Source organism: Leclercia adecarboxylata (assembly GCF_006874705.1).
Taxonomy (GTDB): domain Bacteria; phylum Pseudomonadota; class Gammaproteobacteria; order Enterobacterales; family Enterobacteriaceae; genus Enterobacter; species Enterobacter adecarboxylatus_C.
On sequence record NZ_CP035382.1, the window covers coordinates 797,016 to 812,875 of the forward strand.

Genomic DNA, 15,860 nt, shown 5'->3' on the forward strand with positions numbered 1-15,860 from the left:
AAGGCGTAGCCGCCACCCGGCACAACATCAGCCCACCGTCCCCCACACCAGGTTGCCGTTATGGAAGGTCGCGGTGCGCGGGGAAATGCGCGCCACCGCTTCGGCGGAGCAGGAGGCGTCCACAAGCACAAAGCTGGCGGCATCCTGCGCTTTCGGCCACACGCGCTCGCCTTTGTCGTTCAGCGGCAGCACGTCGCCGGTAGCAATACCTAACGCGCGGGACAGCGTCTGCTCGTTCGGGCGGATATAGAGCTGGGCATACAGATTGGCTTTTTCCAGCATGTCCCCCAGGCCATACGGCGACCAGTGGTCGATCACGCTGTCGGTGCCGGTAATCACAAACACCCCTTTATCGCGCAGCTGCTTGAGCGGCATATGCAGGGTGCCGATCGGCACGGTAGAGGCGATGGTGATCTGCTGCGCCGCCATGCGCGGGGCCAGGGCATCCACTTCCTGCTCGCTGAGCGTCGCCAGGGCAAAGGCGTGGCTGATGGTCAGTTTGCCCTTCAGCTCCGGCGTTTTCTCCACGGTTTGCACCATGTAGTTCACCGCAGCCACGCCCGCCGGGCTGGTTTCGTGCAGGTGGATATCCACCCCTTTGTCGTAATCCAGCGCAATCTGGAACATCAGGTCGAGGGATTTCTCCATCGCGCCGTCGACGCTGGTGGGATCCAGGCCGCCGACATAGTGCGCCCCGGCCTGCATCGCCTCACGCATCAGCTTTTCCGAGTTCGACAGCAACAGGCCGTGCTGCGGGAAAGCGACAATCTCGCAGTCGAATCCAGGTTTGCGCCGCGCCAGCACCGCCTGTAAATTCTCAAGGTTTTTCAGCCCGGAGGTGGGCTCGATGTTGCAGTGGCTGCGGGCGATGGTGGAGCCCTTCGACTGGATCAGGTCGATCAGCTTTTCCGCCCGCTCCTGAGTGTAAGGTTGCAGCTCCGGAAGCAGCTTTTGCTCGAGGCGGATCATGTCCTGAATGGTGGTCCCCGCCGGGCGATTCAGGGAGCGCCACGGACCGCCGTAAAAGGTCTTATCCAGATGGATGTGCATGTCGCGCATCGCCGGGAGCAGCAGCTTGCCGCCGCCATCGTAGTGCGGCAGCGTGGCGTCGGCGTGGCGGTTGTTATCCAGCAGGGCGGCGATTTTGCCGTCCTTGATCTCCAGGGTTTTCAGCTCGGTGCGGGTGCTGACGGCCACGTCGCCGTCAAAGTTAAACCCGGCCTCCAGCAGCACGTTATCCAGATAGTAGTGGGTGGCGGTGATGTTCATCGGTTTGCCCGTCTCGCAGGTCGGTTTCGCTGTGTCAGCAGCATACGCGACGGAGCCGGTAGCGCCAAACAGCGCACAGGCGGTGGCAGCGGTGGCGATTTTGCCGCTCTGGCTGAGAAACTCCCGGCGGCTTTTATTCTCACTCATTGTCTTGTCCTTGTATTGTCTCGCGGCGGGCTGGAAGCCCGCCGGGGTTAGGCCACAATATGGGTACCCGTCTCGCCACGCAGCGCCGCAGGCAGGCAGTCCGGCGAGGTGATGATCACCCGCGTGCCGCCGTGGTGCAGGAATTCCAGGCTGGCAACGATTTTTGGCAGCATGCTTCCCGCCGGGAAGTGGCCCTCTTCCATGTAGCGCGTCATCTGCGCCACGCTCACCGTCTCCAGCGCCTGCTGGTTGGGCTTGCCGAAGTGGATGCACACTTTCTCCACGCCGGTGGTGATCACCAGCACGTTGGCGTGGATCTCGCGGGCCAGCAGCGCGGTGGAGAGATCTTTGTCGATCACCGCATCCACGCTCTGGTAGTCGCCCTGTGCGGTACGCACCACCGGAATGCCGCCGCCGCCCGCGCCAATCACCACGAAGCCTTTTTGCGTCAGCGCCTTGATAGCGTCGGCTTCGACGATGCGCACCGGCTGCGGCGAGGCCACCACGCGGCGGTATCCGCGGCCAGAATCCTCAACGAAATGCCAGTCGGGATGGGCGCGCTGTAGCTCATCACGCTGGGCCTCGCTGAAGAAAGCGCCAATCGGTTTAGTGGGATGGGTAAAGCCCGGGTCGTTCTGGTCCACTTCAACCTGAGTCACCACCGTCACCGCCTTCTGCTCGCCGCGGGCGGCGAGACGGTTGTTCAGCGCCTGCTGGATCAGGTAGCCGATCCCGCCCTGAGTGTCGGCCACGCAGTTCGCCAGCGGGGTCAGGGGCAGCCCTTCCCGCTCGTGAGCGATCTCCGCCCGGCGCAGATCCAGCCCCACCTGGGGGCCGTTGCCGTGGGTGAGGACGATGTCATAGTCGGAGGCCAGCATCTCCAGCACCGAGTCCGCGACCGCTTTCACCGCCTGCGCCTGGTGCTCAATCGACTGGCTGGCGTTATCTTTGATAATGCTGTTGCCACCGATGGCGACGACCATGAGTTCTTTCATACGTTTTCCTTCGCAACAGGGGCTGGTTCAACGCTCGCGGCTTCGCGGCTATCGAGAAAATGCTTCACCACAAACATGCCGCTCATCATCAGGTAGGCCAGCACGAAGGTCAGCGAGCTGCCCTCGGCGAAGCCGACCACCGGGGCGTGGATCACCCCGAACAGGGCCAGCAGCGCCCCGACGGCGGCAGCGACCGCACCGCGCAGCGGTTTATTGATGATGGCGAAGATGGCGATACAGCCCCACAGCATGCTGGCGAGCGGTGCGCCGTTGCCGAGGTGCATCAGCCCTTCGTAGTAAATCCCTTTGCTGTGCAGCACGTCGGTACCGATTTTCGCCGCGTTGGTTCCCGCCGCCCCCATCACGCTGTTCATCATGGTCAGCGCCCAGTTGGCGATCCACGGGAACAGGCAGATAAAGATGACGGGCACCTCCACTTTGGGCGTTTCCCTCACCACCTGGTTGGCGGTGACCACGCCGATAAAGACCAGAATCGGCACGATGGCGGTCATTGGAATGATGGCGAGCATAAAGGCCCCCAGCCCGAACAGCGGCACGATGAACATGGTCACGCCGGAGGCCAGCGTATAGCCGATGCTCGCCCCCATCGCTTTCCAGCCCGCGTGGCCGACGTAGACCGTCACCGGGAACGGGTTGCCCATCAGGCAGCCGAGCATCGAGGCCAGACCGTTAGCCAGCATCACCTTGCGGGTCGGGTACTCATCCCCCGCCGCGTGGGCGCTTTCGATGTTCTCAAGGTCAAAGATGTAGTTCGCCAGCCCCAGCGGAACCGCAGACGCCAGATACGGCAGCGCGTGCGGCAGACCCTGCATAAAGCTGTCGATATGCACTTCCGGCGGGTTGAAACCGAAGGAGGACATCGAGGCTTTGATCGCTTCCGGGCTTTGCAGGCCGGAGATCCACGCCAGCGCGGTACCGGCGATCAGCAGCAGCAGACCGGTCGGGATGCGGGCGAAGATCGGCTTTTTACCAAACCAGTTGATGAAGATCAGCAGCAGCACGATGAAGGAGACCGTCGGCGCTTCGAAGGCCTGGAGCATCGGGTTCATTGCCAGCAGCAGCAGACCCAGACCGGACAGGCACGACAGCAGCACGGTACGCGGGATCATCTTGCGGATGGTTTCGCCGAGGAAGGAACCGCCCGCGAGGATCATCGCCTCCACGAAGCACCACACCAGACCAATCTGGATGGCGAAATCCGCATCGCCGGTCTGCTGATAGACCGGCATCAGCACCAGGAAGGTCACGGTGAAGATCGACGGGGCGCTCGGCCCCGACGGCAGTGCGGTGACGTCGTTACGCCCGGTCTGGCGCGCCATCTGTAAACCGAACCACGCGTAGCAGACGCTCGCCACCAGTACCGCCAGCCCGAAGGCCGGCGCAATACGTCCATAAACAATCTCTTTCGGGATGCCGACGACAAAAATGAGCAGCCCCATCATGGTCAGCAGGTTCGTCAGGTTGTTGGTCATCAACCCGAAGTACGCCGCCCAGTCACCTCTTTTCCACTCCAGTTTCATGCTTTTCATGGATGCTTACCTTATAAGAAGTAGCGATCGCGGAAGGTCAACAGCGCCTTTTCAAAACAGCTAAACGGCGGGTGAACGATGCCCGCCCCAATCATGCCGATCCCGGCGTCTTTGTGGGCAATCGCCGTGTTGATTACCGGCAGGATGCCGCTGCCCGCCACGCGGGTAATGTCGATGGCGGTAGGGATGCCCATGAACGACAGCAGCGGAATGGTAACGTTCGGGTTTTCACCGAGGGTGATCTCGCGCATCTGGCGGGAGAAGTCGATAGCTTCCTCCACCGTGCCGCCTACCAGGGCGACAATCGCCGGGGCCGTCGCCATCGCAAAGCCGCCGATGCCGTAGGTTTCGGTGATGGCGCTGTCGCCGATATCCAGCCCGGAGTCTTCCGGCTTGTAGCCCGCGAACATCGGGCCAATCACCTGCTGCGCCGGGCCGGTGAACCACTGCCCCGGCAGGCCGGAAACGCGCAGGCCAAACTCGTAGCCGTTGCGCGCCATGGTGGTGACCACGGTGCTGTACTCGATGCCGTGGGCGGCATCCAGCGCGGCTTTGCACATCGCCATCCACGTCGGGCCGGAGAAGTAGTCGCTGCTGGCGACAAACTCAAACACCTGGCGCTGCTGCTCCACCGGATAGCCCGCCTGGATCAGCCCCGGGGTCAGGGCCTGAATCAGCAGCGTGGTACCGGCATTGTTGCGGTTGTGGCACTCGTCGCCCATGTGCAGGGCCTGAGCCAGCATTAAGCGCAGGTCGATTTCGCCGATGATTTTCATGGCATCGCGAAGCATCGGGCCGAGCACGTCGCGCATCCAGTTCAGACGGTCGATTACGCTCTGGTCGTTGGCACCCATGCGCAGGATCTTCGCCATCTGCTCGCTGAGGTTGGTGAAGGCGCGGTTGCCCCAGGTTTTGTTCTCGACGATGTGCATAAACATCGACGCGGAGGTAACGCCCGCCATCGAGCCCACGCAGTCGTGCTCGTGACACGGCGAGAAGGTGATCTCTCCGGAGGCCGCCAGCCGTGCCGCGTCCTCGAGATCTGTTGCCAGCCCTTCAAACACCAGCGCCCCGGTAACGGCCCCTTTCATCGCTCCGCACATGTTTTCCCAGGCCACCGGCGGACCGGCGTGCAGAATGGTGGTGCGGGTCATCCCCGGCACCACGTTAATGGCCTGGTCGTAGCCCACCAGCACCGGGTGAGACTGGATAATGCGCTCCAGCGCGATTTTGTTGGCAGCGGCAATTTTCTCCGCCAGCGGTTTATCCGCCAGCTGATCCAGCGCTTCCACCACCTGCATATTGCCCTGCCCCGGCGGGGTCCAGTCGAGGTGGGTAACCGGGACGTGCTGCTTCTTCAGGTCGTCGCTGAACAGGGCGATGCCGACGTTAATGACGTTAAGCGGCTGGTTAAATAAGGTGGTCATCAGGCTTTCTCCCCTTTGCAGACAAATTCACGTGCCAGTAATCCGGTATTGGTACTGCTGCTGGCCCAGATGACGCCCGCATCGGTCAGCAGCTGGCACTGCTGGCTGAGAGACGGGGTATCCTGGTCGGTGCCGAGCACATAGCCGAGGATCTCCAGCGGACGGTTGTCGGCTCTGGCGATCGCCTGCGCCTCCTTGATCGCCTCGATCATCACCCCCACCGGATCTTCGTGCGATCCAAACCCGAGAACGAAGTCCATGACGATCACCCCCACTTCCGGATCGCGAGCCTCCTGCAGCAGGCGGCTGATGCGGTTGGTCGGGTCGATCATCGGGTGCGGTTTGCCGTTGGTGAAGTCGTCGTCACCAAAGTCGAGGAAGGTGTGGGCCTGGCTGACGTTGATATCTGCCAGACGTTTGGTCGGATCCGGCTGAATGTTGCTGTAGACATCGTCGTATTTTTCCAGCGCGGCGAACATGGCTTCGTCGCACAGGGTGCCGCCGCAGAACAGGCCGCGAATGTACTTCTGCTGCGGGGTCAGACGGGCGCGCACCTCTTCGATCAGCGGCCAGTTGAGCGGGTGCAGATCCAGTGACTCTTTTTTAATCCCGGTGAGCAGGACCGCTTTCAGCGCCGCCTCTTTGGTGCCGCGGGCAAACTGTAATCCGTCTTCATCGGCCGGCGGTTCATTGCGACCGAGGAAGCAGACCACCACAGGTTTACGGCAGGCGCGGGCGCGGGCCAGCACTTTCTCGGCCACCGCAGGCGCGGGCGGTTTGGAGATCAGCGCGATGACCTGGGTGTCGTCGTCGGCTTCCAGCATGCCGATGGCGTCGAGCATCATCAGCCCGCCGATTTTTTCGCTCAGATCGCGGCCGCCGGTGCCGATCAGCTGGGAGATCCCGCCGCCGAACTCGTGGATGCGCGCGCTCAGCTCCTGGCTGCCGGTACCGGAGGCACCGACAATACCGATCGAGCCGCGACGCACCGCGTTGGCAAAGCACAGCCCTGCCCCGTTAATGATGGCGGTGCCGCAGTCCGGCCCCATCATCAGCAGCCCTTTCTCGTGGGCCAGCTGCTTGAGCGCCAGCTCGTCGTCGAGCGAGACGTTATCGGAGAACAGCATCACGTTGAGGCCGTTCTCCAGCGCCTGGCGCGCCTCGCGGGCGGCAAAGGTGCCGTTGACGGAGATCACCGCCAGATTGCTCTCCGGGCGATGGGTTTTGGCGCTGGCGAGGGTGGCGTAGCGCGCTTCATGACTGCCGGCGCTCTCTTTGCGGGTGAACAGGGCTTCGATGGCGGCCAGGGTGTCGTCGTTGGCGGCCTCGCCTTTAATGACGATCATCAGGTCGCCGTTTTTGGCGTCTTCTAATTCCGGCGTCAGCAGGCCGAGATTTTTTAATACGCCTTTATTCATTTCAGTGGCCATGGCGACAAAGGCCTGTTCCACGCCGGGCAATTTATTGGCTTTGGTGGAAACCGACATCAGCGATACGGAATCAAAATAAGTATTCTTTTTTATTACGATTTTGGTGGGCATTACGTCCTCCTGGATGAGGGCAAAAGGGGGCCACATCACGCCCGAAGGCATGATGGAAAAACGGTCCGGTTTTAATTTCAGGCCAGCCCGAAACGGCTGGCCGGGGGTATTACGCGCCGGCGGCGATCAGCAGGTCGGCGATCTCGTTGAAGCCTTTTTCCCGCGCCAGTTCGAGGGGGGATTTGCCGTACTTGTCGGTCATGTGCGGGTTGGCGCCGTGGTCGAGCAGCAGCTTCACAATCGCCTGCTGGCGGGCACCGCCATCATTGAGAACGATGGCTTCGAGCAGCGGCGTCCAGCCTACGAAGTTGGTGTGGTTAACGTTGATGTCGGTGTGGGTCAGCAGCTCCTGCACCACTTCCAGATGCCCCTTCTCGCTGGCCGGGGTGATGCCCACGCCGCCAAAGCGGGTCAGCCTGTCGAGATCCGGGTTGGCCGGCAGCACCAGGCGCAGCAGGGTGAGATCGTTGGTCAGGCAGCTGATGAGGAACGGGTTGAAACAGGTCTGATCCTGCTGGTCGATATTGGCCCCGGCGGCAATCAGTAATTCCACGCAGGGATAATGTTTATTCAGGCTGGCAATAATAATGGCGGTTCTTTTCTGCCGGTTGGTGGCGTTAATATCCACCCCTTTTTCCAGACAGGCTTTTAATGCGTCGGCATTTCCCTGTTCGGCGGCTAGCAGAAATTCAGTAACAAGCTCATTGCTGGACATATCCACACTCCTGGTTTTCCTTTCTGATGGACTGAGCATAGCAACGGCCTGGTCAGAAAAGAATCCGCTTAAAAATGATTCATCGACAGCGAGTTCATTGTTGAGTTAAATTTAACAGTGGAGTCAAAATGTGCGTCTGTGCAACCTTTTCCTTATGTTTTGCCGCTTTTTAAGCCCCTAAGCTGCATTCTGCTTATGTTTACGCAGCCCTTGTGCCGTGCGGCTCGCAGCAAATTTGCAGAACTGTGACCGGCGTCAAATGCGTTGTAACCACTTTGTTAAAATATGTTCAAAACTGATGGGTGCCGGGAGCCATAATATGAATTCCATCTTTACCGAAGAGAACCTGCTGGCCTTCACCACCGCGGCGCGTTTTGGCAGCTTCAGCAAAGCCGCCGCCGAACTGGGGGTGACCACCTCAGCCATCAGCTACACCATCAAGCGGATGGAGACCGGCCTCGACGTGGTGCTGTTTGTGCGTAACACCCGCAGCATCGAGCTGACCGAGTCGGGGTTCTACTTCTACCGCAAATCCATAGACCTGCTGAACGACTTCCACGCCATCAAGCGTGGGATCGACACCATTTCGCAGGGCATTGAGACCCGGGTGCGGATCTGCATCAACCAGCTGCTCTACACCCCGCGCCACACCGCTCGCCTGTTACAGGTGCTGAAAAAGCAGTTCCCCACCTGTCAGATCACGGTCACGACCGAGGTGTACAACGGGGTCTGGGATTCGATCATCAATAACCAGGCGAATATCGCCATTGGTGCTCCGGATACCCTGCTCGACGGCGGCGGGATTGATTACACCGAGATTGGCGCCATCCGCTGGGTGTTCGCCATCGCCCCGGACCATCCGCTGGCGCTGGCCCCGGAGCCGCTGGCCGAGAGCCAGCTGCGGCTGTATCCCAACATCATGGTTGAAGACACGGCGCACACCATCAATAAAAAAGTGGGCTGGCTGCTGCACGGCCAGGAGGCGATCCTGGTTCCGGATTTCAATACCAAGTGCCAGTGTCAGATCCTCGGAGAAGGGATTGGTTTTTTACCGGAGCATATGGCTAGAGAGGCGGTGGATGCAGGACTGCTGGTGACGCGACGTATTAATAACCCGCGCCAGGATTCGCGCATGCTGCTCGCCACGCAGCATGCGGCTACCGGTCAGGTCACCCGCTGGATCAAACAGCAGTTTGCGCCTCAGGGGGTGCTGACCGGGATCTACAGCGATTTACTGTGGCGGGATTAGCTGCGGCTCTGTACCCAGAACGCGTGGATAAGGCCGGGGATGTAACCCAACAGGGTCAGGATGATGTTCAGAATAAACGCCCAGCCGAAGCCCTTACCCAGCAGCACGCCAAGGGGCGGTAAAATGATGGTAATTACGATACGCCAGAAACCCATAGATTCTCCATGCAAGCAGTCAGGTCATTGTAAAAGAAGAGCTTTTACCTTAAGCGTAGTGAGTCTACGCACAGCCGCCAGCGTTCGCGTGAAGTTTTACCCTCTTTTACCCTCTTTACACAGGTTTAGTCTGGCGATTAAGGGGTAATCCGCGCGGGATGCTGTACCCGGGCCTTCGCCTGGGCTAAGCTCAGGGACACATCAATCCTGAAGGAGGTAATTATGTTTTCTGTTGGCGATCTCGTACAACCGCGCATGGGCGGGCCGAAACTTAAAGTCATCGAAGTGCATGAAGATCAGATTGTGGCGGTGCAGGCGAGTAACGAGCAAGGGGAGAAATTCACCCTGAAGGCAGCGGACGTAACGCTGTATAAAGAAGACGGTGATTTTGGGGTCTGCTAAGCAGACGCTACCGGGCGGTATTACTCCGCCCGATATGCACAGTTTAAATCAGGAAATCATCCAGTGATTTTCCTTCTGCCAGTGCAAGGGCAATAGGCTTCGGCGTACGGCCCTGACCGGTCCAGGTTTTTTCCTGACCGTCGACATCGGTAAAGCGATATTTTGCCGCGCGCGCCTGACGTTTTTTCGGCTGTGCCGGGGCGTTCAGCAGATCGGAACTCAGCAGATCTTCTGCCGAAATACCGTCGGCTTTCATCATCTCCAGCAGGGCGTTAATTTTCTGACTCTGTTCGGCACGCTGCTGTTCAACTTCAGCCTGTTCATTACGTTTCTCTTCCGTGACAATGCGCAGCTTTTCGAGCATATCTTCCAGCACGTCCAGCGAGAATTCACGCGCCGTTGCGCGCAGGGTACGAATATTATTAAGATTCTGTAACAGCGAAGTCATATAAAATGAAAACCTTTTCAAGTCGATAAAATAAACAATAGCGGCCATGGTAATTCATTTGTTTATGAACATCCAGACAACAGCGCACGAAAATATAATTTATCTCAAATTAAATGAAATAAAGAAAATAGTCAGTGCGATGCTTCTCTTTTTGTATGATTTATCCTGATAACCTGTTTAATGATTATTTAATTCCTGAACCTTTCCAGGGTAATTGCCTGGGCCTTTTCTCTTGTCGGCATAACGACTATTTATTCACTTCTGGCGCATAAAACAAAAACTCCTTTTCCGGAGTTTCACTCCAACCAATCTCAAACTGACAGCATGAGCAGCAAGCAAAGCACGGGATTTTTCGCCCCGGGACACAGCAGATGCCAGCCGCTGAAAATAAAAAATACAACCCATTGTTTATCAAAAAGAAAAACAAAGAACGAAGAGAAAATGCCGCCGCGCTGGCAAAACCGATTGGCTTAGAGAATTTTACGGACAAAACGCCTTTAAATAAAAATTTATCGCTAATTGTAGGTTTCAATGCAGAGAGATACTCTATACACGAAAAATAATGCAAACTAAAGCACTAAGCTACCCTGCTTTAGCTCCTCTGTTATACAACCTTTAAGGAGTCAGGACATGTTCTCTCGGCAGTCTCGCCTGCGTCACGCGGTAGCGGATACCTTTGCCATGGTGGTCTACTGTTCGGTGGTGAACATGCTGATTGAAATATTCCTCTCCGGAATGACCTTCGAGCAGTCGCTTTCCTCCCGTCTGGTGGCCGTCCCGGTGAATATCCTTATTGCATGGCCATACGGTTTCTATCGCGATGCGGTGATGCGCGTTGCCCGTCGCTACTCGCCCACCGGCTGGATGAAAAATCTGGCGGACGTGGTGGCCTACGTCACCTTTCAGTCGCCGGTGTATGTCGCGATCCTGTTAACGGTGGGAGCCGACTGGCACCAGATTGCCGCGGCGGTGAGTTCAAATATCGTGGTGTCGATGATGATGGGTGCGGTCTACGGCTATTTCCTCGATTACTGCCGACGTCTGTTCAAAGTCAGCCAGTATCAACAGGTCAAAGCGTAAAGCACGGCGACTGGCGCAAGCCAGTCGCGTCATTATTGCGCGTCGCCAAACAGGCCCTTCAGAAAGCGTTCCAGCGCCATGCGGGAACTGAAGCCATGCGGAATACCATAATGTTCCTGGTTATTGCCCCCTAAATAGAGCGGGAACTGCTCATAATGGTCGCTGGTTTTCATCTCTGAAGCAGGGTCCGCAAAGGAAAGGCTTTTCTCTTTCAGCGTCGGGTGAATGATCAGCGCCGTGCGCCCCATACGGGCTTCCCGGTTCACATAAACATAATTATCGCCACGACGGTACCCGTATGCTTTTTGGGTTACCACATCCACGGTAAATCCCGCTTTTTCAAGTTCGCGCGCAACCTCATCGGGTCGTAAATACATATTCTTTCCTCGTTATCATTTCCTGCCGGGCAACCTTACCGTATTCAGCAATAGCAGCGCTTTCAGAAAAATCCATAAACGGCCTGATAAGCCGTGACCGGCTTCAGATATTAAAAAGGTGGTCTAAACTATTAATTACCGCAAATACAAGGGAGAAGCATATGTTTAACCGTTCGAACCGAAACGATGTTGACGACGATGTTCAGGATATCCATAACGATGTCAGGAAATTAGCGGATTCGCTGGAAAGCGTTTTGAAATCCTGGGGATCGGATGCGAAGGGCGAAGCGGACGACGCCAGACGTAAAGCCAAATCGCTGCTGCGTGAAACACGCGCGCGTCTGCAGGGGCGCTCGACCGGCAAGCAGGCCGCCTGCGATGCCATTGGCTGCGCTAACACCTTTATCCGTGAACGTCCGATGTGTGCGGTAGGGACCGTCGCCGCGGTGGGGATCTTTATCGGCGCGCTGCTTGCTCTGCGCAAATAATCTCCGATCCGGCTCTATCCTCCTTTGCCCCCATGCCCTGCGGTGTGGGGGTTTTTCTTTTTTAAGCCCGAGCGCCTCCCTCTCCCGCTGAACGCATCACCGACAGTGAACCCCTGACATTTTCCCATATCTTGTATGGTTGAAACTTACGATAACTACATCTAGTATTCTCTTTAGCAAGACAGACTCCTGGTGACGCACTAACTGGCGTCGGAATCCTATTCTAGATGGAAATACGAATCATGCGCATTATTATTTACACTCGAAACGACTGTGTGCAGTGCCATGCTACCAAACGCGCCATGGAGAGCCGCGGCGTGGCCTTTGAAATGGTGAATGTTGACCTGGTTCCTGACGCGGCAGAGACGCTCAAAGCCCAGGGGTTCCGCCAGCTGCCGGTGGTGATCGCCGGGGAAACCAGTTGGTCCGGCTTCCGCCCGGATCTGATTAACCGTCTCCCCCAGCCTGCACAGGCCGCCCGGGCATGAGCCTGCTCGTCTACTTCTCCAGCAGTTCGGAGAACACGCACCGCTTTATCGCGCGCGTCGGGCTGCCCGCCGTGCGGATCCCGCTTAACGAGCGGGAGCGGATCCAGGTAGACGAGCCCTTTATTCTGGTGGTGCCCAGCTACGGCGGGGGTGGAACGGCCGGGGCGGTGCCGCGGCAGGCGATCCGCTTTCTCAACGATCCGCATAACCGGGCGCTTATCCGCGGGGTGATTGCCGCCGGCAACCGTAATTTCGGTGAGGCCTTCTGCCGCGCCGGGGACGTCATCTCACAAAAATGCGGCATGCCGTACCTCTATCGCTTCGAGCTGATGGGGACCCAGCAGGACGTCGACAACGTGCGTAAAGGAGTGAACGAATTTTGGCAACGACAACCGCAGAGCGCGTGATGCAGAGATCAACCGATTTCCATGCGCTGAACGCCATGCTGAACCTGTACGATCGGGACGGGAAGATCCAGTTCAGCAAAGATCATGAGGCGGTGGACGCCTTTTTTAACGCCCACGTCTACCCCAACAGCATGACCTTTACCAGCCCGCAGGCGCGTCTCGATTATCTGGTCAGCGAGAATTACTACGATCCGAGGGTGCTGGCTCGCTTCGATCGTGCCTTCGTGCTGGGGCTGTTTGCCCACGCTCACGCCAGCGGTTTTCGTTTTCAGACCTTCCTCGGCGCATGGAAGTTTTATACCAGCTATACGCTGAAAACCTTCGACGGTAAGCAGTACCTCGAACACTTCGAGGATCGGGTGGTGATGGTGGCCCTGACCCTGTCCCAGGGGGATGAAACCCTCGCCCGCCAGCTTACCGACGAAATGCTCGCCGGACGCTTCCAGCCCGCGACGCCCACCTTCCTCAACTGCGGCAAGGCCCAGCGCGGGGAGCTGGTCTCCTGCTTCCTGCTGCGTATCGAAGACAATATGGAGTCTATTGGCCGGGCGGTGAACTCAGCGTTACAGCTCTCCAAACGCGGCGGCGGCGTGGCGTTTTTACTCTCGAACCTGCGGGAAGCGGGGGCGCCGATCAAGCGCATTGAGAACCAGTCCTCGGGGGTGATCCCGGTGATGAAAATGCTGGAAGATGCTTTCTCCTACGCCAACCAGCTGGGCGCGCGCCAGGGGGCCGGGGCGGTCTATCTGCATGCCCATCACCCGGACATTCTGCGGTTCCTCGACACCAAAAGGGAAAACGCCGACGAAAAAATTCGTATCAAAACCCTGTCGCTGGGGGTGGTGATCCCGGATATCACCTTCCGGCTGGCGAAGGAGAACGCCGATATGGCGCTGTTCTCACCCTATGACGTGGAACGGATTTACGGCAAGCCGTTTGGCGATGTGGCGGTCAGCGAGCTGTACGACGAGATGGTGGCCGATCCGCGCATTCGTAAGACTACCCTCAACGCCCGCGACTTCTTCCAGCGGCTGGCGGAGATCCAGTTTGAGTCCGGCTATCCGTACATCATGTATGAAGATACCGTTAACCGCGCCAACCCCATTGCCGGGCGCATCAACATGAGCAACCTGTGCTCGGAGATTTTGCAGGTCAACAGCGCCTCAACCTATGACGAGGATCTGGATTACACCCGGATCGGGCACGATATCTCCTGCAATCTGGGCTCGCTGAACATTGCCCACACCATGGACTCCCCCAACTTTGGCCGTACCGTCGAAACTGCGGTGCGCGGCCTGTCGGCGGTGTCGGACATGAGCCACATCCGCAGCGTGCCGTCGGTGGAGGCCGGGAACGCCGCCTCGCACGCCATCGGCCTCGGGCAGATGAACCTGCACGGCTATCTGGCGCGGGAGGGGATCGCCTACGGCAGCCCGGAGGGGCTGGATTTCACCAACCTCTATTTCTACACCATCACCTGGCACGCCCTGAACACCTCGATGATGCTGGCCCGCGAAAAGGGGCGGCGTTTCGCGGGCTTCGAACAGTCGCGCTACGCCAGCGGGGAGTACTTTAATCAGTATCTGGAAAACGACTGGCAGCCGAAAACGGAGAAGGTGCGCGCACTCTTTGCCCGGGCCGGCATTACCCTGCCGACGCGGGAGATGTGGCAGCAGCTGCGGGACGACGTGATGCAGTTCGGCATCTACAACCAGAATTTGCAGGCGGTGCCGCCTACCGGGTCGATCTCGTACATCAACCATGCGACCTCGAGCATTCACCCTATCGTCTCGAAAATCGAGATCCGCAAAGAGGGCAAAACCGGGCGCGTTTACTACCCTGCCCCCTTTATGACCAACGAGAACCTGGCCCTGTATCAGGACGCCTACGAGATTGGGCCGGAAAAGATTATCGATACCTATGCCGAGGCGACGAAGCACGTCGACCAGGGGCTGTCGCTGACGCTGTTCTTCCCGGACACCGCCACCACCCGCGACATCAACAGAGCGCAGATTTACGCGTGGAAGAAAGGGATCAAAACCCTGTACTACATTCGCCTGCGCCAGCTTGCGCTGGAAGGCACCGAAACAGAAGGCTGCGTGTCCTGCGCGCTTTAAGGAGAGAGGATGAAACTGTCACGGGTTCACGCCGTTAACTGGAACAAGATTGAAGATGATAAGGATCTGGAGGTGTGGAACCGCCTGACCAGCAACTTCTGGCTGCCGGAAAAGGTGCCCCTGTCGAATGACGTCCAGGCCTGGGCCACCCTGAGCCACGCAGAGCAGCAGCTGACCATTCGCGTCTTTACCGGCCTGACCCTGCTCGACACGGTGCAGAACACGGTGGGCGCTCCGGCCCTGATCGCCGATGCGCTGACGCCGCACGAAGAGGCGGTGATGTCGAACATCAGCTTTATGGAGGCGGTGCATGCCCGATCCTACAGCTCGATCTTCTCCACCCTCTGTCAGACCCGGGACGTGGATGCCGCCTACCGCTGGAGCGAAGAGAGCGTCTCGTTGCAGCGCAAAGCTCAGCGGGTGCTGGAACACTATCGCGCCGACGAGCCGCTGAAGAAGAAGATCGCCAGCGTGTTTCTGGAATCGTTCCTCTTCTACTCCGGCTTCTGGCTGCCGATGTACTGGTCCAGCCGGGGCAAGCTGACCAATACCGCGGATCTGATCCGGCTCATCATCCGCGATGAGGCGGTACACGGGTACTACATTGGCTATAAGTACCAGAAGGGGCTGGAGAAAGTGAGCGCGGCGGAGCGCGAGGATTTAAAAGGCTTTGCGCTGGATCTGCTGATGGATCTGTATGACAACGAGCTGGCCTATACCGAAGAGCTGTACGCCGGAACCGGCTGGGAGGAGGATGTGAAGGCCTTCCTCTGCTACAACGCCAACAAGGCGCTGATGAACCTCGGCTACGAGGCGCTGTTCCCGCCGGAGATGGCCGAGGTCAACCCGGCCATCCTCGCCGCACTTTCTCCGAATGCCGACGAAAACCACGACTTCTTCTCGGGCTCGGGGTCGTCGTATGTGATGGGTAAAGCGGTGGAGACCGAAGACGAGGACTGGAATTTCTAATGATTTCACCCCGAAAAGGGGTGAAAGAGTGGCGCA

Annotated in this window: 18 protein-coding genes; 9 read left to right on the forward strand and 9 right to left on the reverse strand. The window is 58.4% G+C overall.

Annotated elements, in window-relative coordinates:
- Positions 1-27: 27 nt before the first annotated feature.
- From ES815_RS04695 to ES815_RS04720, 6 genes are all read right to left on the reverse strand, one after another.
- The gene (locus tag ES815_RS04695; RefSeq protein ID WP_142486833.1) at positions 28-1,416 is read right to left on the reverse strand and encodes an amidohydrolase family protein; all 1,389 of its coding nucleotides are present in this window, start codon (positions 1,414-1,416) and stop codon (positions 28-30) included.
- 47 nt (positions 1,417-1,463) lie between these two features.
- Positions 1,464-2,411, reverse strand: coding sequence for a carbamate kinase family protein (locus ES815_RS04700; RefSeq protein WP_142486834.1), 948 nt, complete (start codon positions 2,409-2,411; stop codon positions 1,464-1,466).
- A complete protein-coding gene (locus tag ES815_RS04705) occupies positions 2,408-3,961 on the reverse strand; it encodes a xanthine permease (RefSeq protein ID WP_142486835.1) in 1,554 nt (517 codons plus the stop codon). The genes ES815_RS04700 and ES815_RS04705 overlap by 4 nt, the downstream gene beginning before the upstream one ends.
- Before the next feature lie 11 nt (positions 3,962-3,972).
- A complete protein-coding gene (locus ES815_RS04710; protein ID WP_185902384.1) occupies positions 3,973-5,388 on the reverse strand; it encodes a DUF1116 domain-containing protein in 1,416 nt (471 codons plus the stop codon).
- Positions 5,388-6,929, reverse strand: coding sequence for an acyl-CoA synthetase FdrA (fdrA, locus tag ES815_RS04715; protein WP_142486837.1), 1,542 nt, complete (start codon positions 6,927-6,929; stop codon positions 5,388-5,390). Before fdrA ends, ES815_RS04710 begins: the two co-directional genes overlap by 1 nt.
- A gap of 109 nt (positions 6,930-7,038) precedes the next feature.
- Complete coding sequence (locus ES815_RS04720) at positions 7,039-7,644, reverse strand: ankyrin repeat domain-containing protein (RefSeq protein WP_142486838.1); 606 nt, start codon at positions 7,642-7,644, stop codon at positions 7,039-7,041.
- 319 nt (positions 7,645-7,963) lie between these two features.
- Between ES815_RS04720 and ES815_RS04725 the strand changes: the two genes are divergently transcribed.
- Positions 7,964-8,893 (forward strand): LysR substrate-binding domain-containing protein, encoded by a 930-nt coding sequence (locus ES815_RS04725; RefSeq protein WP_142486839.1) that lies wholly within the window; start codon positions 7,964-7,966, stop codon positions 8,891-8,893.
- Here ES815_RS04725 and ES815_RS04730 read toward each other — a convergent pair.
- Complete coding sequence (locus ES815_RS04730; protein WP_032613478.1) at positions 8,890-9,048, reverse strand: YqaE/Pmp3 family membrane protein; 159 nt, start codon at positions 9,046-9,048, stop codon at positions 8,890-8,892. The two genes, ES815_RS04725 and ES815_RS04730, sit on opposite strands and share 4 nt — an antisense overlap.
- 222 nt (positions 9,049-9,270) lie before the next feature.
- Between ES815_RS04730 and ES815_RS04735 the strand changes: the two genes are divergently transcribed.
- The gene (locus tag ES815_RS04735) at positions 9,271-9,450 is read left to right on the forward strand and encodes a hypothetical protein (RefSeq protein ID WP_142486840.1); all 180 of its coding nucleotides are present in this window, start codon (positions 9,271-9,273) and stop codon (positions 9,448-9,450) included.
- 43 nt (positions 9,451-9,493) lie between these two features.
- Here ES815_RS04735 and stpA read toward each other — a convergent pair whose 3' ends face one another.
- Positions 9,494-9,898 (reverse strand): DNA-binding protein StpA, encoded by a 405-nt coding sequence (stpA, locus tag ES815_RS04740; protein WP_142486841.1) that lies wholly within the window; start codon positions 9,896-9,898, stop codon positions 9,494-9,496.
- Between the two features lie 371 nt (positions 9,899-10,269).
- Between stpA and ES815_RS04745 the strand changes: the two genes are divergently transcribed.
- Both ES815_RS04745 and alaE read left to right on the forward strand, forming a co-directional pair.
- Positions 10,270-10,461, forward strand: coding sequence for a hypothetical protein (locus ES815_RS04745; RefSeq protein WP_142486842.1), 192 nt, complete (start codon positions 10,270-10,272; stop codon positions 10,459-10,461).
- Positions 10,462-10,528: 67 nt separating this feature from the next.
- Positions 10,529-10,978 carry an L-alanine exporter AlaE gene (alaE, locus tag ES815_RS04750; protein WP_142486843.1) on the forward strand — a complete coding sequence of 150 codons (450 nt, stop codon included), beginning with the start codon at positions 10,529-10,531 and terminating at the stop codon, positions 10,976-10,978.
- Positions 10,979-11,010: 32 nt separating this feature from the next.
- Here the strand turns inward: alaE and ES815_RS04755 are convergent, their stop codons facing one another.
- On the reverse strand, positions 11,011-11,355 hold the full coding sequence (locus ES815_RS04755) for a DUF2002 family protein (protein WP_142486844.1): 345 nt from the start codon (positions 11,353-11,355) through the stop codon (positions 11,011-11,013).
- 161 nt (positions 11,356-11,516) lie between these two features.
- Here ES815_RS04755 and ES815_RS04760 point away from each other — a divergent pair, with 161 nt between their 5' ends.
- The 5 genes from ES815_RS04760 (at position 11,517) to nrdF (ending at position 15,824) form a co-directional block, all read left to right on the forward strand.
- Positions 11,517-11,843, forward strand: a complete 327-nt coding sequence (locus ES815_RS04760; RefSeq protein ID WP_032613488.1) for a DUF883 family protein — start codon at positions 11,517-11,519, stop codon at positions 11,841-11,843.
- 227 nt (positions 11,844-12,070) lie between these two features.
- Positions 12,071-12,331 (forward strand): glutaredoxin-like protein NrdH, encoded by a 261-nt coding sequence (gene nrdH, locus ES815_RS04765; protein WP_142486845.1) that lies wholly within the window; start codon positions 12,071-12,073, stop codon positions 12,329-12,331.
- A complete protein-coding gene (gene nrdI, locus ES815_RS04770) occupies positions 12,328-12,738 on the forward strand; it encodes a class Ib ribonucleoside-diphosphate reductase assembly flavoprotein NrdI (RefSeq protein WP_142486846.1) in 411 nt (136 codons plus the stop codon). Before nrdH ends, nrdI begins: the two co-directional genes overlap by 4 nt.
- A complete protein-coding gene (gene nrdE / locus ES815_RS04775) occupies positions 12,711-14,855 on the forward strand; it encodes a class 1b ribonucleoside-diphosphate reductase subunit alpha (RefSeq protein WP_142486847.1) in 2,145 nt (714 codons plus the stop codon). The genes nrdI and nrdE overlap by 28 nt, the downstream gene beginning before the upstream one ends.
- Positions 14,856-14,864: 9 nt before the next feature.
- A complete protein-coding gene (gene nrdF, locus ES815_RS04780; protein ID WP_142486848.1) occupies positions 14,865-15,824 on the forward strand; it encodes a class 1b ribonucleoside-diphosphate reductase subunit beta in 960 nt (319 codons plus the stop codon).
- Positions 15,825-15,860 lie beyond the last annotated feature (36 nt).